The organism is Micromonospora sp. NPDC049139 (assembly GCF_055586845.1).
On sequence record NZ_JBVJHK010000006.1, the window covers coordinates 308,086 to 331,092 of the forward strand.

At 72.5% G+C, this 23,007-nt stretch carries 19 protein-coding genes; 12 read left to right on the top strand and 7 right to left on the bottom strand.

Translation table 11 applies throughout. The features are described 5' to 3' along the window. Positions 1-38: 38 nt before the first annotated feature. Positions 39-2,276 carry a ligand-binding sensor domain-containing protein gene (locus tag ACZ6Q9_RS14665; protein ID WP_393268931.1) on the top strand — a complete coding sequence of 746 codons (2,238 nt, stop codon included), beginning with the start codon at positions 39-41 and terminating at the stop codon, positions 2,274-2,276. 134 nt (positions 2,277-2,410) lie between these two features. Here ACZ6Q9_RS14665 and recQ read toward each other — a convergent pair whose 3' ends face one another. After that, positions 2,411-4,249, bottom strand: a complete 1,839-nt coding sequence (recQ, locus tag ACZ6Q9_RS14670; protein WP_393268928.1) for a DNA helicase RecQ — start codon at positions 4,247-4,249, stop codon at positions 2,411-2,413. A 335-nt stretch (positions 4,250-4,584) separates the two neighbouring features. Between recQ and rapZ the strand changes: the two genes are divergently transcribed. From rapZ to ACZ6Q9_RS14710, 8 genes are all read left to right on the top strand, one after another. Beyond that, entirely contained in the window at positions 4,585-5,502 is a 918-nt protein-coding gene (gene rapZ, locus ACZ6Q9_RS14675) for an RNase adapter RapZ (RefSeq protein WP_393268925.1), read from the top strand. Further along, entirely contained in the window at positions 5,499-6,494 is a 996-nt protein-coding gene (locus tag ACZ6Q9_RS14680) for a gluconeogenesis factor YvcK family protein (RefSeq protein ID WP_393268922.1), read from the top strand. Before rapZ ends, ACZ6Q9_RS14680 begins: the two co-directional genes overlap by 4 nt. A gap of 54 nt (positions 6,495-6,548) precedes the next feature. After that, on the top strand, positions 6,549-7,529 hold the full coding sequence (gene whiA, locus ACZ6Q9_RS14685; RefSeq protein WP_067304387.1) for a DNA-binding protein WhiA: 981 nt from the start codon (positions 6,549-6,551) through the stop codon (positions 7,527-7,529). A 264-nt stretch (positions 7,530-7,793) separates the two neighbouring features. Continuing rightward, positions 7,794-8,798: a type I glyceraldehyde-3-phosphate dehydrogenase gene (gap, locus tag ACZ6Q9_RS14690; RefSeq protein WP_357700170.1), complete on the top strand. Its 1,005-nt coding sequence runs from the start codon at positions 7,794-7,796 to the stop codon at positions 8,796-8,798. Beyond that, on the top strand, positions 8,795-9,994 hold the full coding sequence (locus tag ACZ6Q9_RS14695) for a phosphoglycerate kinase (protein WP_393268917.1): 1,200 nt from the start codon (positions 8,795-8,797) through the stop codon (positions 9,992-9,994). The genes gap and ACZ6Q9_RS14695 overlap by 4 nt, the downstream gene beginning before the upstream one ends. Then, on the top strand, positions 9,994-10,785 hold the full coding sequence (gene tpiA, locus ACZ6Q9_RS14700; RefSeq protein WP_357456816.1) for a triose-phosphate isomerase: 792 nt from the start codon (positions 9,994-9,996) through the stop codon (positions 10,783-10,785). Before ACZ6Q9_RS14695 ends, tpiA begins: the two co-directional genes overlap by 1 nt. Positions 10,786-10,880: 95 nt before the next feature. Next, on the top strand, positions 10,881-11,144 hold the full coding sequence (secG, locus tag ACZ6Q9_RS14705; protein ID WP_393268914.1) for a preprotein translocase subunit SecG: 264 nt from the start codon (positions 10,881-10,883) through the stop codon (positions 11,142-11,144). Between the two features lie 133 nt (positions 11,145-11,277). Then, complete coding sequence (locus tag ACZ6Q9_RS14710) at positions 11,278-11,631, top strand: RNA polymerase-binding protein RbpA (protein WP_393268912.1); 354 nt, start codon at positions 11,278-11,280, stop codon at positions 11,629-11,631. A 53-nt stretch (positions 11,632-11,684) separates the two neighbouring features. Here ACZ6Q9_RS14710 and pgl read toward each other — a convergent pair whose 3' ends face one another. The 6 genes from pgl to tkt all read right to left on the bottom strand — a co-directional run bounded on the left by pgl (position 11,685) and on the right by tkt (position 20,180). Further along, entirely contained in the window at positions 11,685-12,455 is a 771-nt protein-coding gene (gene pgl / locus ACZ6Q9_RS14715; protein WP_393268910.1) for a 6-phosphogluconolactonase, read from the bottom strand. Between the two features lie 67 nt (positions 12,456-12,522). Beyond that, complete coding sequence (locus ACZ6Q9_RS14720) at positions 12,523-13,539, bottom strand: glucose-6-phosphate dehydrogenase assembly protein OpcA (protein WP_350709148.1); 1,017 nt, start codon at positions 13,537-13,539, stop codon at positions 12,523-12,525. A 31-nt stretch (positions 13,540-13,570) separates the two neighbouring features. Further along, positions 13,571-15,112, bottom strand: coding sequence for a glucose-6-phosphate dehydrogenase (zwf, locus tag ACZ6Q9_RS14725; RefSeq protein ID WP_393268907.1), 1,542 nt, complete (start codon positions 15,110-15,112; stop codon positions 13,571-13,573). A gap of 11 nt (positions 15,113-15,123) precedes the next feature. Beyond that, positions 15,124-16,773, bottom strand: coding sequence for a glucose-6-phosphate isomerase (locus ACZ6Q9_RS14730; RefSeq protein ID WP_396827362.1), 1,650 nt, complete (start codon positions 16,771-16,773; stop codon positions 15,124-15,126). Between the two features lie 70 nt (positions 16,774-16,843). Then, complete coding sequence (gene tal, locus ACZ6Q9_RS14735) at positions 16,844-18,025, bottom strand: transaldolase (protein ID WP_396827360.1); 1,182 nt, start codon at positions 18,023-18,025, stop codon at positions 16,844-16,846. 16 nt (positions 18,026-18,041) lie between these two features. After that, positions 18,042-20,180, bottom strand: a complete 2,139-nt coding sequence (gene tkt, locus ACZ6Q9_RS14740; RefSeq protein WP_393268899.1) for a transketolase — start codon at positions 20,178-20,180, stop codon at positions 18,042-18,044. Between the two features lie 263 nt (positions 20,181-20,443). Here tkt and ACZ6Q9_RS14745 point away from each other — a divergent pair, with 263 nt between their 5' ends. The 3 genes from ACZ6Q9_RS14745 to ACZ6Q9_RS14755 all read left to right on the top strand — a co-directional run bounded on the left by ACZ6Q9_RS14745 (position 20,444) and on the right by ACZ6Q9_RS14755 (position 22,985). Further along, positions 20,444-21,403 carry a heme o synthase gene (locus tag ACZ6Q9_RS14745; protein ID WP_393454920.1) on the top strand — a complete coding sequence of 320 codons (960 nt, stop codon included), beginning with the start codon at positions 20,444-20,446 and terminating at the stop codon, positions 21,401-21,403. Between the two features lie 319 nt (positions 21,404-21,722). Next, on the top strand, positions 21,723-22,055 hold the full coding sequence (locus ACZ6Q9_RS14750) for a hypothetical protein (protein WP_393268893.1): 333 nt from the start codon (positions 21,723-21,725) through the stop codon (positions 22,053-22,055). A gap of 6 nt (positions 22,056-22,061) precedes the next feature. After that, a complete protein-coding gene (locus tag ACZ6Q9_RS14755) occupies positions 22,062-22,985 on the top strand; it encodes a RimK family alpha-L-glutamate ligase (protein ID WP_396827357.1) in 924 nt (307 codons plus the stop codon). The last annotated feature ends 22 nt before the right edge of the window (positions 22,986-23,007 follow it).

Below are 23,007 nucleotides of genomic sequence, written 5' to 3' on the forward strand. Positions count from 1 at the left end.
TCGCATCGCCGACGCGCGGCGGGTCGCAGGCGCTGTCCATGGAGGATCCCAGCAACACCGGCCAGTTTGGCCTGCTCAGCGACCCGGTGCCGGTGATCGCTGACCAGAGGTACGACTTCGGGGCCTGGGTGCTCGTCAAGCGCGGCATTCCGTCGATCGTCGTCTACTACTACGACGCGGCGGGGCGGCAGCTGTCCAGCAGCACGCACCGCATCTACTACGGCGACCCGACCGCCTGGGCCTGGGAAGGGGTGACCGCGACAACCCCCGCGGGGACGGCCACCGCCCGGATCCTGCTCTACTCGTCCACCGCCGATGTCACCAGCGTCACCTGGGACGACGTCACGTTCCGGCGCGCTGTGCCGCGGACCGAGACCTCCATCGGGCACCCGGTGGTGGCCGCCAACATCCTCGACACCGCGTACGGCGTGGGGCCCGACGGTCGCGAGGAGATATACGCCGTCACCACGGGTACGCCCGCCCGGTTCGAGGTGATCGACGTAGCGTCCGGCGATCTCAGGCACGCGGTCTCCCTGCCCGCTGGCGCACAGGGATCATGGACGGTCATCACCGGCGGCGACGGCTCGGTCTACGTCGGTGCCTACAACGACGGGGCGCTCTACCGCTGGTCGCCGTCGACGGCGAAGCTGGAGTCGCTGGGCCGGGCCACCCCGAACGCCCTGTACCTGTGGGACCTGGAGGTCGACGAGAACGGCATCGTCTGGGGTGGCACCTACCCGAAGGGTGAGGTGTTCAGCTTCAACCCCGCCACCGGTGACTTCACCAGCTACGGCAGCGTCTCGGACGAGGCGTACGTGCGCAGCGTCGCCGTCGCCGACGGACTCGTCTACGCCGGCCTCGGCAGCTCGAAGCCGCGCATCGTCGTGCTCGATCCCGGCACCGGAACCCGGCGCACCATCGAACTCCCCGCCGAGCACCGCGACAACGAGTTCGTCTACTTCCTCGACATCCGGGACGATACGATGTTCGCCCGGGTCACCCCGGGCAACCACCTGCTCGCCTACGACCTGAAGCGAGGTGAGTGGGCCACCGATCTCGGGCCGACCTCGTTCGGCAGTGTGTCGGAGCCCGGGCCGCGACGGGACGTCTACTACATCGACGCGGCCGGTGAACTGCGTGCCTACAACCTCACATCCGGCCAGGTGCGGGGGACGGGCATGAAGAACCTCAAACCGGCGCGGGACTTCGGCTGGGTGCACCTGGGCAGCGCGGACTTCCCGGGCAACACGCTCGCCTTCATGTACCAGACCGGCGAGCTGGCTCTCTACAACCCGGTGACCGGAAAGCACGACATCCGCCAGGCCGACGTGGAGACGGCACCGATCAAGATCCAGTCGATCGGCCGCGGACCCGACGGTCGGATCTACACCGGCGGTTACATGTACGAGGGTGTCTCCGCGTACGACCCGGCAACGGGGACCACCGAGCAGCTGCCGCGCGGGCACGTCGGGCAGGTCGAGGGGATGCTGGCCCACGACGGCGACCTCTACCTCGGGACGTACACCCGGGCCAACCTGTACCGGTACGACCCGACCCGGCAGTGGGACGGCACCACCAACCCCGAGCACATCGGCGCCCTGGAGCACCTCGAGCAGGACCGGCCGTTCGCCTGGGCGTCCGTGGGTGACCGGGTGGCCTTCGGCACCGTCCCCTCCTACGGCAAGCTCGGCGGGGTGCTCGGCCTGTACGACCCGCAGACCGGGGAGCTTGTCACGCACCGGGATGTCGTTCCGGGCCACAGTATCGTGTCGCTGGCCGCGGCGGGCCAGGTACTCTTTGCCGGCACCTCCGTCCACGGTGGGCTGGGCTCCACGCCGACGGACCGGACCGCGAAGATCTTCGCCTGGGACACCACCCGCGACGCCAAGCTGTGGGAGATCACGCTCAGCCCGGAGGTCGAGGCCGTGACCGCCCTGACGGTCGCCCCGAACGGCAACCTCTGGGCGATCGACATGGGTCGGTTGTACGAGCTGGACCCGGCCACCGGCCAGGTGCTGCGCAAGACCCAGCTCACCCCGTACCTGTGGCAGGGGGCCGCCGTCTGGGTCAGCGCGGACCTCGAGTTCGCCGAGGACGGCACCCTGTACGCGTTGAGCCGGGGCAACCTCTTCCAGATCGATCCGACGACACTGGAGCCACGGAGGTTGGCCAACGGGATCACCAACTACACCTTCGCCCGTGACGGGCACACGTTGTACTACACCCGTTCCGACGAGGTGTTCCGCCTCAGCCCTGAGGCAGACTCCGCCGGCTGATCTGGACCGCCGGGCCGCTCCGGCGACCAACCGCGATCGGGTCGGGAGGTTCTGCTTCCCGACCCGATCGTCGCGCCCGGCGAACCCGTCCCGGCAGCCACGGTCGAGTAGCCGGTGGCTCGACCGGCCGCCGGTCACTCGGCCAGGACGGCCAGGATCTGCTCGCCGTACTTGGCGAGCTTGTTCTCGCCGACGCCGCTGACCTGGGACAGCTCCGCCAGGGACGCCGGCGCGTCGGTGGCGATCTGTCGCAGCGTGGCGTCGTGGAAGATCACGTACGCCGGCACGCCCTGCTCCTTGGCGGTGGCGGCGCGCCAGGCGCGCAGCCGCTCGAAGACCCCGGCGGCCGCCGGGGACAGGTCGGCCACGACGGTGGCCGCCCCGCGTGGCTTGGCCGCCCGGGGCGAGGCGACCCGCTCCGGCTCGCGCCGCATCATCACCGTGCGGCGGCGGCCCAGCACCTCCGCGCTGGCCTCGGTCAGGGCCAGCGTGCCGTAGTCGCCCTCGACCGCCAGCAGCCCCTCGGCCAGGAGCTGGCGCACCACGCCGCGCCACTCGGCCTCGCGCAGCTCGCCGCCGATGCCGAACACGGTCAGCGAGTCGTGGCCGTACTGGGTGACCTTGTCGGTCGTGCGGCCGAGCAGGATGTCGACGCAGTGCCCCGCGCCGAAGCGCTGGTTGCGTTCCCGGTCGAGCCGGAACACCGTGGAGAGCAGCTTCTGCGCCGCGACGGTGCCGTCCCACGACTCCGGCGGGTCGAGGCAGGTGTCGCAGTTGCCGCAGGCGGCCGTGGCCTGCTCGCCGAAGTAGTCGAGCAGTTGGGCGCGGCGGCAGCGGACCGTCTCGCAGAGCGCCAGCATCGCGTCGAGGTGGGCGGCGAGGTTGCGCCGGTGGGCGAGGTCGCCCTCCGAGGTCTCGATCATCTTGCGCTGCTGCACCACGTCCTGCAGCCCGTACGCCAGCCAGGCGGTCGACGGCAGCCCGTCCCGCCCGGCGCGGCCGGTCTCCTGGTAGTAGCCCTCGACGGACTTGGGCAGGTCGAGGTGGGCGACGAAGCGGACGTCGGGCTTGTCGATGCCCATGCCGAAGGCGATGGTCGCCACCATCACCAGGCCGTCCTCGCGCAGGAAGCGCTGCTGGTTTCGCGCGCGGGTCGCCGCGTCCAGGCCGGCGTGGTAGGGCAGCGCGGCGATGCCGTTGGCGGTGAGGAACTCCGCCGTCTTGTCCACGGAGGCGCGGGACAGGCAGTAGACGATGCCGGCGTCGCCGGGGTGTTCGTCGCGCAGCAGGCCCAGCAGCTGCTTGCGGGGCTCGCGCTTGGGCACGATCCGGTACTGGATGTTGGGCCGGTCGAAGCTGGCCACGAAGTGCCGGGCGTCGGTGAGCTTCAGCCGGGTGGCGATCTCGGCGCGGGTCGCGCTGGTCGCGGTGGCCGTGAGCGCGATCCGGGGCACGTCCGGCCAGCGTTCGTGCAGCATCGACAGGGCGAGGTAGTCGGGGCGGAAGTCGTGCCCCCACTGCGACACGCAGTGCGCCTCGTCGATGGCGAACAGGCCGATCCGGCCCCGGTCGAGCAGCTGCTGCACCGGGCGGGTGCCCAGCGCCTCCGGGGCGAGGTAGAGCAGGTCCAGCTCGCCGCCGACGAACGCCCGCTCCACCGCGCGGCGGGCGTCGAGGTCCTGCGTCGAGTTGAGGAAGCCGGCCCGCACGCCGACCGCGGTCAGCGCGTCGACCTGGTCCTGCATCAGCGCGATCAGCGGCGAGACCACCACCGCCACGCCGTCACGCACCAGCGCCGGGATCTGGTAGCACAGGGACTTGCCGCCACCGGTCGGCATCAGCACCAGCGCGTCGCCGCCGGCCACCACGTGGTCGATCACCTCCTGCTGGAAGCCGCGGAAGGCGTCGTAGCCGAACACCCGGCGCAGCGTCTCCAGGGCGTCGGAGGTGCGCAGGTCGGTGGGGGAAGCCATCCGGGGATTCTACGAACCGCCCCCGACACCCGGCGCACCCGAGCGCACGCGCCGCGCCACGACGGCGTCACGGGGTAGCGGTGCCATCCGGCCGACGGCGCCGCGATCTTGCACTCTATGCCCTCGGATTGCGCGATAGGCCCGATATGCCGGGGCGGCACCTGCAAGATCGCTGTGCCGTCGGCGGGCCCGGGCCCGTGGTGGCACGGCTGCCCGGCCGTGCCTTCGCGCGTACGCGCCTGACCGCTGTCGGCACGGGCGCGCTGACGAGGGATAGAGTCGCAGATCGACCAGTCGCGGTCACACCCGACCGCGCCACCCGTGGGGAGCAGGCAGTGAACGAGGCGCGGACACCCGAGGCTCGGGTCGCCGAGGACCCGACACCGACGGAGTCGGACACCACCCTGGTGGTGGTCACCGGCCTCTCCGGCGGCGGTCGCAGCACGGTCGCCCGGGCGCTGGAGAACGTCGGCTTCTACGTGGTGGACAACCTGCCCCAGGCGCTCATGCTCGACATGGCGGAGCTGGCGTTCAAGGCCGGCGGGGCGGCCCGGCGCACCGCAATGGTGCTGGACGTGCGCTCCCGTGCCTTCTCCACGGACCTGGCGGGGGCGATCCGGGAGCTGAAGGAGCGCGGCTTCTCGCCCCGGGTGGTGTTCGTCGACGCGGACGACGAGGTGCTGATCCGGCGGTTCGAGAGCGTCCGCCGGTCGCACCCGTTGCAGGGCGACGGGCGGCTCGCCGACGGCATCGCGGTCGAGCGCGGCCTGCTGGAGGAGGCCCGCGACCAGGCCGACGTGATCATCGACACCAGCCACCTGAACGTCAACCAGCTCCGCCGCCGCATCGAGGAGTTGTTCGGCGGCGAGGACACCCGCCGGCTGCGGGTCACCGTGCTCTCCTTCGGCTTCAAGTACGGCCTGCCGCCGGACGCCGACTTCGTGCTCGACGCCCGTTTCCTACCCAACCCGTACTGGGTGCCCGAGCTGCGCGAGCACACCGGCCGGGAGGAGGCGGTCAGCTCGTACGTGCTGGGGCAGGAGGGCGCGGACGCCTTCGTCGCCTCGTACGCCGACCTGGTCAACGCCACCACCGCCGGCTTCGAGCGGGAGGGCAAGCGCTACCTGACCGTCGCGGTCGGCTGCACCGGCGGCAAGCACCGCAGCGTGGCCATCGCCGAGGAGTTGGCGGCCCGGCTGCGTCAGTCCGGCCTGGCCGCCAACGCCCAGCACCGCGACCTGGGGCGCGAGTGACGGCGACGCGGGTGGTCGCCTTCGGCGGCGGGCACGGCCTGTCCGCCTCGCTGCGCGCGTTGCGCCGCTGCGCCCCCGAGCTGGACCTGGACATCACGGCGGTGGTCACCGTCGGCGACGACGGCGGCTCCAGCGGCCGGCTGCGCGCCGAGCGGGGCGGCCTGCCCCCGGGCGACCTGCGGCAGGCGCTGGTGGCGCTCGCCGGGGACCACCCCGCCACCCGGCGCAGCGCCGGCCTGTTCCAGCACCGCTTCGCCGAGGTGCCGCCGCCGGGCTCCGAGGACCCGGCCCCTGGGCGGGGCGACGGGCTGGCCGGGCACGCGGTGGGCAACCTCGTGCTCTGCGGGCTGATGGAGCTGCTCGGCGACCCGGTGGCCGCCCTGGAACACGCCGGCGCGATGCTCGGTGCGGTGGGCCGGGTGCTGCCGATGTCCTGCGAGCCGGTGGACATCGAGGCGCGGGTGCGCGGCGCCGACCCGACCCGGCCGGACGAGGTGCGTACGGTCACCGGCCAGCACCAGGTCGCGGTGACCACCGGCCGGGTGGAGTCGCTGCGGCTGACCCCGGGCGCCCCGCGGGCCTGCCCGCAGGCGGTCGCCGCGATCGGCGCGGCGGACTGGCTGATCTTCGGGCCCGGCAGCTGGTACACGAGCGTGCTGCCGCACCTGCTGGTGCCGGAGTTGGCCGCCGCCGTCGTCGCCAGCCCCGCGCGGCGGTTGGTGACGCTGAACCTCGCGTCGGAGAAGGAGACGCTCGGGCTCTCCCTGGCCGACCACCTGGCCGCGTTGCGCTGGTACCTGCCGGAGCTGAAGGTCGACCATGTGGTCGCCGATTCCAAGGCGGCGGGTGACCCCGAACCGGTCGAACGTGCGGCAGAATCGCTGGGTGCCCGCCTGGTCCTCGCTCCCGTCGCGGTCACCGACGGCACTCCCCGTCATGATCCGGCCGCCCTGGGCGCCGCACTGGTGCCTGTCCTGGGCGCCGATCGTTAGACACGTACGTAATCTCCGGCGACACGCCGGAACAGGTCCGTGAGGGGACGCACAATGGCGATGACGGCTGCGGTCAAGGACGAGCTGAGTCGGGTCGACGTGCCCAAGCCCTGCTGTCGGCGGGCGGAGATGGCGGCGCTGCTGCGCTTCGCCGGCGGGCTGCACATCGTCTCCGGTCGGGTGGTGGTGGAGGCCGAACTCGACACCGGGGCGGTGGCCCGCCGGCTGCGGCGGGAGATCGCCGAGGTCTACGGCTACCCCAGCGAGATCCACGTGCTGGCCTCCGGCGGCCTGCGCAAGGGCAGCCACTTCATCGTGCGGGTGGTCAAGGACGGCGAGGCCCTCGCGCGGCAGACGGGGCTGCTCGACGTCCGGGGCCGCCCGGTGCGGGGCCTGCCACCGCACGTCGTCGCCGCGAACGTCTGCTGCGCGGTGTCGGCCTGGCGGGGCGCGTTCATGGCGCACGGCTCGCTGACCGAGCCCGGCCGCTCCAGCGCGCTGGAGATCACCTGCCCCGGCCCCGAGTCGGCGCTGGCCCTGGTCGGCGCGGCCCGCCGGATCGGCATCACCGCCAAGAACCGCGAGGTGCGCGGGGTGGACCGGGTGGTGGTCAAGGACGGCGACGCGATCGCCGCGCTGCTCACCCGCATCGGCGCGCACTCCAGCGTGCTGGCCTGGGAGGAGCGCCGGGTCCGCCGCGAGGTCCGGGCCACGGCGAACCGGCTGGCCAACTTCGACGACGCCAACCTGCGCCGCTCGGCGCGCGCCGCGGTGGCCGCCGCCGCCCGGGTCACCCGGGCGCTGGAGATCCTCGCCGACGACGCCCCGAACCACCTGACCTCGGCCGGTCAGCTGCGCCTGGAGCACCGGCAGGCGTCGCTGGAGGAGTTGGGCGCGCTGGCCGACCCCCCGCTGACCAAGGACGCCATCGCCGGCCGGATCCGCCGGCTGCTGGCGCTGGCGGACAAGCGGGCCCGGGACCTGGGCATCCCGGATACGGAAGCGGCCGTCACGCCCGACATGCTCGTGGTCTGATAGGACGGTGAGGGTCGGCGGCGCCAGTGGGATCACCACCCGGCGCTGCACGGCGACGCACGCTCGGATAGGGTCGCTGCGTACGGCAAGGGGGCCGGCACAGGCACTCCTCGCCGTGCACACCGCCTCGGGCGGTCAGGTCCTTCGAGACCGCGGCGGGGTGGCCGAGATGAACCGTCAACGGCCGGCTCCAACGGTCGGCGCACACACCTCCGCCGGCCCGGGTCTGACGCCGGCGGACCAGAACGCAAGGAGATGGGACCTGTGACCATCCGGGTTGGCATCAACGGCTTCGGCCGGATCGGCCGCAACTTCTTCCGGGCAGTGCTGGCGTCCGGCGCTGACGTCGAGGTCGTGGCGGTCAACGACCTGACCGACAACGCGACGCTCGCCCACCTGCTCAAGTACGACAGCATCCTGGGTCGTCTCCCGCACGAGGTGAAGGCCACCGCCGACGAGATCACCGTGGGCGGCAAGACCATCAAGGCGTACGCCGAGAAGGACCCGGCGAAGCTGCCGTGGGGCGAGGTCGGCGCGGACGTGGTCATCGAGTCCACCGGCTTCTTCACCGACGCCACCAAGGCCAAGGCGCACGTCGACGGCGGCGCCAAGAAGGTCATCATCTCCGCCCCGGCGAAGAACGAGGACGTCACGGTCGTCATGGGCGTGAACCACGACCAGTACGACCCGGCCAAGCACACCATCATCTCCAACGCCTCGTGCACCACCAACTGCCTCGCCCCCATGGCGAAGGTCCTGCACGACACGTTCGGCATCCAGCACGGCCTGATGACGACGATCCACGCGTACACGCAGGACCAGAACCTCCAGGACGCGCCGCACAAGGATCTGCGCCGGGCCCGCGCCGCCGCGCTGAACATCGTGCCGACCTCGACCGGCGCGGCGAAGGCGATCGGCCTGGTGCTGCCGGAGCTGAAGGGCAAGCTGGACGGCTACGCGCTGCGGGTGCCGATCCCGACCGGCTCGACCACCGACCTGACGGTCAACGTCAACCGGGAGACCACGGTGGACGAGGTCAACGCCGCGCTGAAGGCCGCCGCCGAGGGCCCGCTCAAGGGCATCCTGGTCTACAACGACGACCCGATCGTCTCCGCCGACATCGTCACCGACCCGGCGTCGTGCATCTTCGATGCGCCGCTGACCAAGGTCGTCGGCAACCAGGTCAAGGTCGTCGGCTGGTACGACAACGAGTGGGGCTACTCCAACCGCCTGGTCGACCTGGTCAAGCTGGTCGGTCAGTCGCTGTGAGCATCCGTACCCTCGACGACCTGCTCGCCGAGGGGGTGTCGGGTCGGCGCGTGCTGGTGCGCGCCGACCTGAACGTCCCGCTCGACAAGCAGACCGGTGACATCACGGACGACGGCCGCATCCGGGCCGTCCTGCCGACGCTGGGCGCGCTTGTCGAGGCCGGCGCGAAGGTGGTCGTCTGCTCGCACCTGGGCCGCCCGAAGGGCGCTCCTGACCCGCAGTTCAGCCTCCGTCCGGTCGCCGGGCGGCTCGGCGAGCTGCTCGGGTCGCGGGTGCACTTCGCCACCGACACCGTCGGCGAGTCCGCCCGCGCCGCCGTGGAGGCGCTGGCCGGCGGCGAGGTGGCGCTGCTGGAGAACCTGCGCTTCAACAAGGGCGAGACCAGCAAGGACGACGCCGAGCGGGGCGCGTTCGCCGACCAGCTCGCCGCCCTCGGCGACGCGTACGTCGACGACGCGTTCGGCGCCGTGCACCGCAAGCACGCCAGCGTCCACGACGTGCCGGCGCGGCTGCCACACGTCGCCGGCCGGCTGGTGCTGCGCGAGGTGGAGGTCCTCTCGAAGCTCACCGGCGAGCCGGAGCGGCCGTACGTGGTGGTGCTCGGCGGCTCCAAGGTCTCCGACAAGCTCGCCGTGATCGAGGCGCTGCTGCCGACGGTCGACCGGCTGCTCATCGGCGGCGGGATGTGCTTCACCTTCCTGAAGGCGCAGGGCCACGAGGTGGGCTCCTCGCTGCTGGAGGAGGAGATGGTGGAGACCTGCCGCAACCTGCTGGAGCGCTCCGGGAACAAGATCCTGCTCCCGGTCGACGTGGTGGCCGCGGACGCGTTCGCCCCGGACGCCGCGCACGACACCGTGCCGGCCGACGGCATTCCCAGCAAGCGGGTGGGTCTCGACATCGGGCCGGAGACGGTCGCCGGGTTCGCCGCCGCCCTCAAGGGCGCGCGGACGATCTTCTGGAACGGCCCGATGGGCGTGTTCGAGATGCCGGCGTTCGCCCACGGCACGCGCGGGGTCGCCGAGGCGATCGCGAAGGCCGACGCGTTCACCGTGGTCGGTGGCGGTGACTCGGCGGCGGCGGTCCGCGCGCTGGGGCTGGACGAGTCCGCTTTCGGGCACATCTCCACCGGCGGTGGCGCCTCTTTGGAATACCTGGAGGGCAAGACCCTCCCCGGCATCGCGGCTCTGGAGAACTGATGGCGAGCGCCACCCGCCGGCCCCTGATGGCCGGCAACTGGAAGATGAACCTCAACCACCTCGAGGCCAACCTGCTGGTGCAGAAGCTGGCGGCCAGCCTGACCGAGAAGCAGCTCACCGACGTGGAGACGGTGGTGCTGCCGCCGTTCACCGACCTGCGTACGGTGCAGACCGCCGTCGACGGCGACAAGCTGCTGCTCGGCTACGGCGCGCAGGACCTGTCGCCGCACGCGTCGGGGGCCTACACCGGCGACATCTCCGGCCCGATGCTGGCCAAGCTGGGCTGCACGTACGTGGTGGTCGGGCACTCGGAGCGGCGCGCCTACCACCACGAGGACGACGCGATCGTCAACGCCAAGGTGCAGGCGGCGCTGACCCACGGGCTCACCCCGATCCTCTGCGTGGGGGAGGGGCTCGACGTCCGGGACCGGGGCACCCACGTGGCGCACTGCAGCGACCAGCTCGACGGGGCCCTGAAGGGGCTGACCGCCGAGCAGGTGGCGAAGGTCGTGGTGGCGTACGAGCCGGTCTGGGCGATCGGCACGGGCAAGACGGCCACCCCGGAGGACGCGCAGGAGGTGTGCGAGGCGGTCCGCCAGCGGCTGGCCGAGTCCTTCGGCCAGGACACCGCCGACCAGGTCCGGGTCCTCTACGGCGGCTCCGTCAAGTCCTCCAACGTCGCGGCGATCATGGCCAAGCCAGACGTCGACGGGGCGCTGGTGGGCGGCGCGAGCCTGGACGCCGAGGAGTTCGCGAAGATCTGCCGGTTCCCGGAGCACATCGCCCGCTGATCGCTCGCTATCCTTGACTCCGCCCGTCCGTCGGTCGGTGCCACCGTGCCCGATCTGCCCGGGCGAGGATCGTAACGAGAGGACTGACCCCAGCCATGCCGATCTGGTTCGCATACACGTTGATCGTGTTGCTGGTCATCACGAGCATCCTGCTGACCATGCTGATCCTGCTGCACCGCGGTAAGGGCGGCGGGTTGTCGAGCATGTTCGGTGGCGGCGTCAGCTCCAGCCTCGCCGGGTCGTCGGTGGCGGAGAAGAACCTCGACCGCTACACCGTCCTGGTGGGCATCGTCTGGTTCGCCTGCATCGTCGGGCTCGGGCTCTGGCTGCGCCTCCAGACGACCAGCGGCGTCGTCTGAGCGCCGTCTGGTCGTACAATCTGCGCGCGGTCCGTCACTGACGGGCCGCGCGCAGTCCGTTTCACCCGCTGCACCGTGTCGCCCGCCGCCCCCTCCGCGGCGGTACCCCTCCCGACGACAGGAGCGAGCAGCCGTGCCGAGTGGCAACGTCATCCGGGGCACCCGCATCGGGTCCGCCCCCGAACGCCGCGCCGAGCGCTACCAGCCGGTCCCGTGCCGGGCGGTCACCTACTGGTGCCGCAACGACCACCACACCGAGATCCGCATCGCCGCCGACGCCGAGGCCCCGGAGGTGTGGGACTGCCCGCGGTGCGGCCTCCCCGCCGGGCAGGACGCGCAGAACCCGCCGGGCCGGGCCCGGCCGGAGCCCTACAAGACCCACCTGGCGTACGTGAAGGAGCGGCGCAGCGCCGAGGAGGGGGAGGCCATCCTGGCCGAGGCCCTCGCCGACCTGCGTCGCCGCCGAGGCCGCCCCGCCGCGCTGTAAGGAAGGGCCCCTTGTTAACGCTATGCGTTAACAAGGGGCCCTTCCTTACACGCTCAGCGCAGGCTGCGCAGGCGGGTCGGCACGTCGGCCGCCGCCGCCCGGTCCAGCAGCCAGAGCGTACGACCCGTACCCTGCACGCCGGCCGCCGGCAGTTGCACCGGCCCCGCCCCGGCCAGCGCCATGCCGACCGCCCGGGACTTGTCGGCGCCGCTGGCCACCAACCAGACCTCCTCGGCGGTGTTGATCGCCGGGAGGGTCAGGGTGGTCCGCACCGGCGGGGGCTTCGGGCTGCCCCGGACGGCGCTGACCGGCCGGGTGTCGTGGTGCACCGGGTGCTCCGGGAACACCGACGCCACGTGCCCGTCCTCGCCGACGCCCAGCATCAGCACGTCGAAGTGGGGGAGCGCGGCGTGGCCGGGACGCGCCGCCCGGGCCAGCTCCTCGGCGTAGCGGGCGGCCGCCTCCTCCGGATCCGGCCCGGCCGGCCCGTCGGAGGCGGGCATCGGGTGGACCCGGGCCGGGTCCAGCGGCACCACGTCCAGCAGGGTCGCCCGGGCCTGCGTCTCGTTGCGCTCCGGGTCGCCGGCGGGCAGGAACCGCTCGTCGCCCCACCAGACGTCCACCCGGGACCAGTCCACGGCGTCGCGGGCCGGCAGCGCCGCCACCGCCCGGTGCACCGCCGCGGCTATCCGCCCGCCGGTCAGCACCACCGACGCCTGGCCCCGCTCGGCCTGCGCGTCGAGCAGCTTGACCACCAACCGGGCGGCCACCGCCTGGGCCAGCAGGTCGGCGTCGGCGTGGACGGCGACACTCGCCTCACTCATCTGATGTGCCTTCGTTTCTCCGGCCGCCGCGCGGTCGGTGTTCCTCGTGCGCCCGGCAGTCGGGCGCTCAGTGCTGGGCGCTCGTTCCCGCGTGCGCGGTCACCCCCGCCTCGGCCCGCTGCGCGGTGGCCGGGTCCTTCCAGACGTGCACCCGCTGCGCCGGGCGCTGGTCCAGGCCGGTCAGGCCGGCCGTGGTGCCCAGCGCCTCCGCGTACACCTGGTCGGCGTCGAGCCGGCGCAGCTCCTCGGCCAGCTCGTCGCCGAGCGGCCGGCGGACGAGCGGCAGGTGCCGGTCCTCCTGGCCGGTACGCCGGAACGTCGCCACGCTGTCCTCCCGGGTCAGCGTCAGCTCGTCGCCGTTGGCGCAGCGCAGCTGCACCTCCCGCATGCGCGGGAATTCGTCGGTGCGCTGCCACACCGGGTCGATGCCGAGCCGGGCGGCCAGCCAGCCCCGCATCAGCGCGGCGGTGGGGTCGGAGGCCGGGGCGACCACGGTCGCCTCGGTCACCCGCGCCTGGGTGGTGTCGAACGCCCCGGCCACCAGCGTGCGCCACGGGGTGATCCGGGTCCACGCCAGGTCCGTGTCGCCCGGCGCGTAGTCCCGGGCCCGCTGGCGCAGCGCCTCGACCGGGTCGGCGGCCTGCGCGGCGTCGGTGATCCGCCGGTCGGCCACGACGCCGAGGAAGTCGGTGGCGATCTCGGCCGGCGGCTCGCCGTGCCACCACGTCACCACCGGAACGTCCGGCACCAGCAGCGGCATCACCACCGACTCGGCGTGCAGGGCGAGCCGCCCGTACATCCGGGTGACCACCGCCTCGCAGGGGCCGAGCCGGCCGCCGACGACGATCTCCGCGTCGAGGCGGTTGCGCTCCCGCTCGACGTCGGAGCGGACCACCACCACCAGCCGGCAGGGGTGGGCGGCGGCCGCTATCGTGGCCGCCGCCTCCGCCTCGCGCACCCGCTTCTCGTCCACCACCACGATCAGGGTGAGCGCCATGCCGCTGGCCACCCCGCCGGCGCTGCGCCGTTCGGCGGCGAGCGCCTTGACCACCTCGTTGCCGGTGGTGTCCCACAGGCCGATCACTGGAGCCTCCTGGTTGACTCGCTGGGCTTGCTCACGCTCTGCGCCAGGCCCGACCCTCGCGGGCCAGCATCTCGTCGGCGGCGCGGGGCCCCCACTCACCGGCCCGGTACGGCTCCGGCTTCGTGCCCGCCCACGCGTGCTCCAGCGGGTCCACCACCTGCCAGCTCTGCTCGACCTCGGCAGCATCCGGGAAGAGGGTGCGGTCACCGATGAGCACGTCCAGCACCAGCCGCTCGTACGCCTCGGGGCTGGACTCGGTGAACGCCTCGCCGTACTGGAAGTCCATCGCGATGTCGCGGACCTCCATCGTGGTGCCGGGCACCTTGGAGCCGAACTTGAGCACCACGCCCTCGTCGGGCTGCACCCGGATGACGAGCTGGTTGTTGCCCAGCGACTCCATGTCGGCGGCGTTGAACGGCAGGTGCGGCGCCTTCTTGAACATGATGGCGACCTCGGTGACGCGGCGCGGGAGCCGCTTGCCGGCCCGGATGTAGAACGGCACCTCCGCCCAACGGCGGTTCTGGATGCCGAGCCGGACCGCCACGTACGTCTCGGTGGTCGAGTCCTCCGGGACGCCCTCCTCGTCCAGGTAGCCGACCGCGCGCTGGCCGCCCACCCAGCCGGGCAGGTACTGGCCGCGGACGGTGCCCTCCGCGATGTCCTTCGGCAGGGTGATCGCCCGCAGCACCTTGAGCTTCTCGGTGCGGATCTCGTCCGCGTCGAAGCTCGTCGGCTCCTCCATCGCCACCAGCGCCAGCAGCTGGAGCAGGTGGTTCTGGAGCACGTCCCGGGCCGCGCCGGCCGAATCGTAGAAGCCGGCGCGGGTGCCGATGCCGACGTCCTCGGCCATGGTGATCTGCACCGAGTCGACGTACTTGGAGTTCCACAGCGGCTCGAACAGGTTGTTGGCGAACCGCAGGGCGAGGATGTTCTGGACGGTCTCCTTGCCCAGGTAGTGGTCGATGCGGAAGACGTCCTTGCGGGTGAAGACGTCGTCGACCAGGTCGTTGAGCGCCTTCGCCGAGGGCAGGTCGTGCCCGAACGGCTTCTCCACCACCACCCGGCGCCAGCCGCCGGACTTGGCGTTGTCGGCCATTCCCGTGCGGGCCAGCTGCTTGAGCACCACCGGGAACGCCGCCGGGGGGATGGAGAAGTAGAAGGCGGCGTTGCCCGGGATGCCGTGCGTCTGGCGCAGCTCGTCGAGGGTGGCGGCGAGGTGGTCGAACGCCGCGTCGTCGTCGAACGCGCCGCCCACGAACTTGATGTTGCCGACCAGCCGCGCCCACACCTCCTCCCGCCAGGGGGTGCGGGCGTGCTTCTTGGCGGCCTCGTGGGCCAGCGACTCGAAGTCGCCGTCGCCCCAGTCCCGACGGGCGAAACCCAGGACGACGAAGCCCGGGGGCAGCAGCCCCCGGTTCGCCAGGTCGTACACCGCCGGAAGGAGCTTCTTGCGGGCGAGGTCGCCGGTGACGCCGAAGATCACCAGGGCGCACGGCTCCGGGATCCTCGGCAGCCGGCGGTCCTGCGGGTCGCGTAGCGGGTTCACGCCGCCTCCTCGCTCCGCATCGTCCATGGTCCTCATCGTCACGCCCGCAGCGCCCCGACCGCATCGAGCAGCTGGGTCACGCCCGCGGACCGGTCGGTCAGGTGCAGCCGCACCAGGGGGCGCTCCCGCCCGGCCAGGGCCTGCCGGTCGCCGGCGGCCTGTGCCGCCTGCAACTCCCCGAAGGTGTACGGCTTGCCGGGCACCGGCAGGTCGTCGGCGACCGCGCCGGTGAGCTGGAGGTAGCTGCCGACCTGCGGGCCGCCCTTGTGGTACTGGCCGGTGGAGTGCAGGAACCGCGGCCCCCAGCCGAAGGTGACCGGCCGCCCGGAGGCCCCGGCCAGCAGCGGCCGCAGCCGGGCCGCGTCGGCGTCGGCGAACCGGTCGAGGTACGCCATCACCGCGAGGTAACCGTCGCCGCCCAGCCCGTCGACCAGCCAGCGGAGCACGCCGGCCAGGTCGCCCGGGGCGCCCTGCGGCGCGTACACCTCGATCGCGCCCGAGGTGAACGACGGCGTCTCCGCCGGCGGACCCGAGGCGAGGATCTTGTTGGTGTTCTCCTTGGACTCGGTGACGTTGGGCTGGTTGAACGGGTCGATGCCGAGCACCACGCCGGCGATCGCGGTGGCGTACTCCCAGGCCAGGAACTGCGCGCCGAGCGGGCCGTTGACCGCCACGTCCGGGCCGGTGCCGCCGCCCGGGACGGCGCCGGTGGCCAGCGCGCCGCCGTAGGTCACGGTGAGCACGTCGGCGCCGCCGGCACCGGGGCTCTCCGGGGACTCCACGACGACCGGGAGGATGCCGACGCCGGACTTGCCGGTGGACTCGGCGATCAGCTGCTCCGCCCAGTCGCCGAGGCCGTCGATGCCGGTGCCGTCGGAGATCAGGGCGATCTTGTCCCGGCCCATGGTGGCCGCCGCCCCGAGGGCGGCGCCCAGGGCCAGGCCCGGGTTGTCCCGGTCGCCGCCCAGCGACCGGGACAGCGCGTCCGCCTCGTCGAGAAGTTCGGCCACCTCGACGCCGGCCAGCGCCGACGGGACCAGCCCGAACGCGGTCAGCGCCGAGTAGCGGCCGCCCACGTTCGGGTCGGCCAGCACGGTGAAGGCGCCCATCTCGGCGGCGGTGGCCTCCAGCGGCGAACCGGGGTCGGTGACGATGACGAAGTGCCGGCCGGCCTCCGCCTCGGTCATCCCGGCGTCCAGGAACGCCTGCCAGTAGGCCCGGCGGTGGCTGTCGGTCTCCACCGTCGAGCCCGACTTGCTGGCCACCACGACCACGGTGTGCTCCAGCCGGTCGGCCAGCGCCGCCCGGACCTGCCCCGGGTCGGTGGTGTCGAGCACGGTCAGCTGCTTGCCGAGGGTGCGCGCGATGACCTCCGGGGCCAGCGACGAGCCGCCCATGCCGGCGAGCACCACGTGGTCCAGGTCGGCCAGCTCCGCCTTCAGCTCGGCGAGCTGGGGGAGCAGCTCGCGGCTGCGCCGGTGGGTGTCCACCCAGCCGAGGCGGATCTTCGCCTCGGCCTCGGCGTCCGGGCCCCACAGGGCCGGGTCCTTCTCCGCCAGCCTGCCCGGCACGCCGGCGCGGACCAGCGCGTCGCGGGTGGAGGCGGGGGCCGACTTGTCGACGGTGTCGGCCCCGTGCACGGCGAGCCCGGCGGCCGCCTCGACAGGCCCGGCGAGCAGGTCGCTCACGCCGCCACCTCGCTCCGCTCGGCGGCGGCGGCGCGAGGCGCCACGCCGCTGTACCTGATGGTTCGCTCGCTCACGCGTTGCCTCCCGCCTGCTGCGCGGCCCGCGCGTTGCCCTTCGCGGCGTCGCCCGGGTGGCCGGTGCCCTTGCCCGCGGCGGCCAGCGACTTGCGCACGCCGTCGAGCAGCTCCAGCCAGCTGGCCTCGAACTTCTCCACGCCCTCGCGCTCCAGGGTGGCGATCACGTCGGCCATGTCGACCCCGACCGACTCCAGGTCCGCGAAGACCTTGCGGGCCTCGTCGTACGAGCCGGTGATGGTGTCACCGCGGGTCTCGCCGTGGTCGGCGTACGCGTGGATGACCGGCTCCGGCATGGTGTTGACGGTGCCGGGCGCGACCAGCTCCTCCACGTAGATGACGTCCCGGTAGTCCGGGTTCTTGGTGGAGGTGGACGCCCACAGCGGCCGCTGCGGGTGTGCGCCCGCGTCGGCGAGGGCCTGCCAGCGGTCGGAGGAGAAGACCGCGCCGTAGCGCTCGTAGGCCAGCTTGGCGTTGGCGATGGCGGCCTTGCCGCGCAGCGCCTTGGCCTCGGCGGAGCCGATCTTCTCCAGCCGCTTGTCGACCTCGGTGTCGACGCGGGAGACGAAGAACGACGCCACGGACCCGATCTTGGACAGGTCGTGGCCGTTCGCCTTCGCCTGCTCCAGGCCGGCCAGGAACGCGTCCATCACCTGGGAGTAGCGGTCCAGCCCGAAGATCAGCGTGACGTTGACGCTGATCCCCTGGGCCAGGGTGGCGGTGATCGCCGGCAGGCCCGCCTCGGTGGCCGGGATCTTGATGAAGAGGTTGGGGCGGTCGATCAGCCACCACAGCGCCCCGGCCTCGGCGACGGTCTTCTCGGTCTCGTGGGCCAGCCGCGGGTCCACCTCGATGGAGACCCGGCCGTCCACCCCTGCGGTCGCGTCGTGCGCCGGCCGCATCACGTCACAGGCCCACCGCACGTCGTACGTGGTGAGCAGGCGGACGGCCTCCTCGACGTCCACCCCACGGATGGCGAGGTCCTTCAGTTGCCAGTCGTACTCGTCCGCGTCGCTCAGCGCCTTCGCGAAGATGGTCGGGTTGGAGGTCACCCCGACCAGGTGCTTCTCGCGGCGCAACTGGTCCAGCCCGCCGGAGCTGAGCCGCGTCCGGGAAAGATCGTCGAGCCAGATCGCCACACCCGCGGTGCTGAGCTCGCCCAGCCTGTCCTTCGTCATGTCGTCCACGCTCCCCTCAGTTGCCGGTCGTGAAACCGGTGATCTCGCCCACCCGGGTGAGCGCCGCGTGCGCGGCGGCCACGATCCGGTCGGGGGTGAACCCGAACTGCTCGAAGAGCATGGAGTGCGGGGCGCTGGCGCCGTAGTGCTCCAGGCTGACGCTCTCGCCGCAGTCGCCGACGAGGTGCCGCCAGGACATGGCGATCCCCGCCTCCACGCTCACCCGTGCCTTTACCCCGCGTGGCAGCACCGACTCCCGGTACGCCTCGTCCTGCTCGGCGAACCACTCCTGGCAGGGCATCGAGACGACCCGGGTGGGGGTGCCGTCGGCCTCCAGCCGCTCCCGCGCGGTCAGGCAGAGCTGCACCTCGGAACCGGTGCCGACGAGGATCACCTGCGGCTTGCCGGTGGACGCCTCGGCGAGCACGTAGCCGCCCTTCGCCACGCCCTCGGCGCCGGCCAGCGTCGACCGGTCGAAGGTCGGCAGCGCCTGGCGGCTGAGCGCCAGCGCGGTCGGCCGGTCGGTGTGCTCCAGCGCGCACCGCCAGGCCCAGGCGGTCTCGTTGGCGTCGGCCGGGCGGACCACGTCCAGGCCGGGAATGGCGCGCAGCGCGGTCAGGTGCTCCACCGGCTGGTGCGTGGGGCCGTCCTCGCCGAGGCCGATCGAGTCGTGCGTCCAGACGTAGACCACCGGCAGCTTCATCAGCGCGGCGAGCCGGACAGAGGGGCGCATGTAGTCGCTGAACACCAGGAAGGTGCCGCCGTACGGGCGGGTGCCGCCGTGCAGGGCGATGCCGTTGAGGATCGCGCCCATGGCGTGCTCGCGGATGCCGAAGTGCAGCGTGCGGCCGTACTCGTGGCCCGGGAACTCCTTGGTGGCCCAGGCGGCCGGGATGAAGGACGGCTCGCCCTTCATGGTGGTGTTGTTGCTCTCGGCCAGGTCGGCCGAGCCGCCCCACAGCTCGGGCAGCACCGGGGCGAGCGCCTCCAGGACCTTGCCGGAGGCGGCCCGGGTGGCGATGCCCTTGGCGTCGGCCGGGAACTCGGGCAGGGCCTCGGCCCAGCCGTCCGGCAGCGCCCGGCCGGCCATCCGGTCGTAGAGCGCCCGGCGCTCCGGGTTGGCCTTCGACCAGCCGTCGAACGCCGCGGTCCACTCCTGCTGGGCGCGGGCGCCCCGCTCCATCACCAGGCGGGCGTGCGCGAGCACCTCCTCGTCGACCTCGAAGGACTGCGCCGGGTCGAAGCCGAGGATCTGCTTGGTGGCGGCCACCTCGTCGCCGCCGAGCGCGGAGCCGTGGATCTTGCCGGTGTTCTTCTTGTTGGGCGCGGGCCAGCCGATGATGGTGCGCAGCGCGATGAAGGAGGGGCGGCCGGTCTCGGCCTTCGCCGCCAGCAGCGCCCGGTGCAGGGCCTCCACGTCCTCGTGGTAGTCGCCCTGGTCGGCGTCGCCGGTGCGCCAGTCGACCGTCTGCACGTGCCAGCCGTACGCCTCGTAGCGGGCCGCGACGTCCTCGCTCATGGCGATCCGGGTGTCGTCCTCGATCGAGATCTCGTTGTCGTCGTAGATCACCGTGAGGTTGCCGAGCTGCTGGTGCCCGGCGAGCGCGCTGGCCTCGTGGCTGATGCCCTCCTCGATGTCGCCGTCGGAGGCGATGCACCAGATGTCGTGGTCGAAGACCGACGCGCCCGGCTCGCCCTCCGGGTCGAACAGGCCACGCTCGCGGCGGGCGGCCATCGCCATGCCGACCGCGTTGCCGAGGCCCTGGCCGAGCGGGCCGGTGGTGGTCTCGACGCCCGGGGTGTGGCCGTGCTCGGGGTGGCCCGGGGTGAGCGAGCCCCACTGCCGCAGCGACTTGAGGTCGTCGAGGCTGAGCGGGTAGCCGGCGAGGAAGAGCTGGATGTAGAGGGTGAGGCTGGAGTGGCCCGCCGAGAGCACGAACCGGTCCCGGCCGGGCCAGTTCGGGTCGGCCGGGTTGTGCCGCATGACCCGGTTGAAGAGCAGGTAGGCAGCGGGCGCGAGGCTCATCGCGGTGCCCGGGTGGCCGTTGCCGGATTTCTCCACGGCGTCCATGGCCAGCACGCGGACGGTGTCGACGGCCCGGCGGTCGAGGTCGGACCAGTTCAGTGCGGGGTGCTCGGGTCGGTTGGCAGCCACGATGGTTGTGCTCCTCGGCAGATGGGCGGAACCCTCACCGATGACCCTATCGAGCGGTCCTAAACGTCCGCCCGGGGATCTCTGCATGCAGGTCTGGGCGCGTCCGGGAGGATCGGTGGTTCGATCGGAGGTGTGACGGCCCGCACCGTTGTCGGGTCGCCCGGGCAGCCAAAACGACAGCGCGTAGTCTGTGGTGCGGTGTGTGGCCCGAGTCGGGTCCGACCGATCCGACCTCCCCTGCCGACGCCGGAAGGTGGCAATCCGTGAGCATGATCACCGAGCGCCCCGTCAGCAACTCTGCCGGGCAGCCGCCGGTGCGCGCGGGGGCGGAGGCCCCGGGGGTGGGTCGCCGGGACGTCCGCGCGGTGGTCTCGGCGTACGTGACGCTGACCAAGCCGCGGATCGTGGAGCTGCTCCTGGTCACCACCGTGCCGGCGATGATGCTCGCGGACGGCGGCATGCCGTCGCTCTGGCTGATGGCCGTGGTGCTGGTCGGCGGCTCGCTCGCCGCGGGTGCGGCCAGCGTCATCAACTGCTACATCGACCGGGACATCGACGAGCTGATGCGGCGCACCAAGCGCCGCCCGCTGCCGGCACACACCGTGTCGCCGCGCAACGCGCTGATCTTCGGGCTGGTGCTGGCGGTGGTGTCGGTCGCGCTGATGGCGGCGTTCACCAACCTGCTGGCCGCCGGTCTCACCCTGGCCGCGATCGCCTACTACGACCTCGTCTACACCCTCTGGCTCAAGCGCACCACGACGGCCAACACGTTCTGGGGCGGCGCCTGCGGGGCGGCGCCGGTGCTGATCGGCTGGGCGGCGGTGACCGGGTCGCTGGCGCCCGCCGCGTGGGCGCTGTTCGCGGTGGTCTTCTTCTGGCAGATGCCGCACTTCTACCCGCTGGCGATGAAGTACAAGGACGACTACGCCCGGGCCGGCATCCCGATGCTGCCGGTGGTGGCCTCCGCCCGCCGGGTCAACGCCGAGATCATCATTTTCGCGTGGCTCACCGTGGCCTCCTCGCTGGCGGTGTGGCCGCTGGGGATGAGCGCGATCTACGGCGTGCCCACCCTGGTGGTCGGCGGCATCTTCCTGGTGGAGGCGCACCGGCTGGCCCGGCGGGTCTCGCGGGGCCAGGCCGTCAAGCCGATGCGGCTGTTCCACTGGTCGACGACCTACCTGACGATCCTCTTCGCCGCCGTCGCGCTCGACGCGCTGATCTGACCCCGGGCGGTCACCGCGCACCCGGGCCGGCGGGTGCCCTCGCTGGCGGCGGCCGGGGTGCGGGGCGTATCGTGCGGGAAAATGAGCATCGTGTATGCCTTGTCCGGGTTTCTTGTTACATCCGTGACAGCGCGGGCATCGGTCCGAACGGTTCGTCATGCCCCAGACCGCCCCGGTTCGCGGCGGAGCTTTGCGGTGGTAAGTCCGGATAAAATCGGGCGATTCACCTGTGGTCTTCCTTAAACCTTCAGGTAATTGGCATCACAAAAGCTTCATGGTTCTCGCCCGCCCGGATGGAAGTCTGCTTACGCTTCGCGTCATGGCAGATGGTTCCGATACGACGCTGACGGCCGAGCAGACCGCCGAACAGGCCCCCCAGGGCCTGGTCGCGGGCATCAAGTCGTTCGCCGCCGGACACGGCGGGGCGAAGGCGGTCATCGAGTACGTCGGCAAGCGCGGCGCACGCATCGTCCTCGTGGGCGAGGACGGGGTGTGGGGCGACCAGTTCGCGGACGACACCGTCGTCGCGCGGGAGGCCTGCGCGAAGGCGGGCGTCACCGTCGAGAACGCCTGGGAGCGTGAACTCATGGACCAGATGCGTCCCAGCAACGACCTCTGGCGGTCGATGGCCCGGCGCTCGATGGCCCGTTGACATAAATTGACCAACCACCACCAGTCGACCCGGGGGGAACCTCGGGTCGCTCTCGTCACCTGTGCCGAACTGCCCGCCCTCGAAGCCGACGACCGGCTGGTGCTCGACCCGCTCGCGCGCCGCGGCGTGACCGCCGAACCGGTGGTCTGGGACGACCCCACCGCCGACTGGGCCGGCTACGACCTGGCCGTGCTCCGCTCACCGTGGGACTACATGCCCCGCCGCGACGAGTTCGTCGCCTGGGCGGCCGCCGTCCCGGCCCTGGCCAACCCGGCCGACGTGGTCCGCTGGAACACCGACAAGCGGTACCTCGCCGAGCTCTCCGCCGCGGGCGTGCCGACCGTCCCCACGACCTGGGTGGAGCCGGGGGAGAGCTGGCAGCCGCCCGCCGACTCCGGCGAGTACGTGCTCAAACCGTCGATCAGCGCGGGCAGCCAGGACACCGGCCGGTACGACCTGGCCGATCCGGAGCACCGGGAACTGGCCGCCGCGCACGTGCGGCGGCTCGCGGCGGCCGGCCGCGTGACCATGGTCCAGCCGTACCTGGCCGCCGTCGACACCGCCGGTGAGACGGCGCTGCTCTTCCTGGCCGGCCCGGATGGCCTGGCGTTCAGTCACGCGATCCGCAAGGGCCCCATGCTCACCGGGCCGGACCTGGGTGTGGAGGGCCTCTACAAGCCCGAGGAGATCACGCCGCGGACGGCCACGCCGGAGCAGTTGGCGGTGGCGGAGCGGGCCCTCGCGGCGGTGCCCGGCGGGCCGGAGCGGCTGCTCTACGCCCGGGTCGACCTGATCCCCGGCCCGGACGGCGCCTCGATCCTGGTCGAGCTGGAGCTCACCGAGCCGTCGCTGTTCCTCGGGTACGCCGAGGGCGCCGCCGACCGCCTGGCCGGCGCGATCCTGACCCACCTGGGCCGCCCACCACGCTGACCCGACGCCGGGCGGTCGCCAC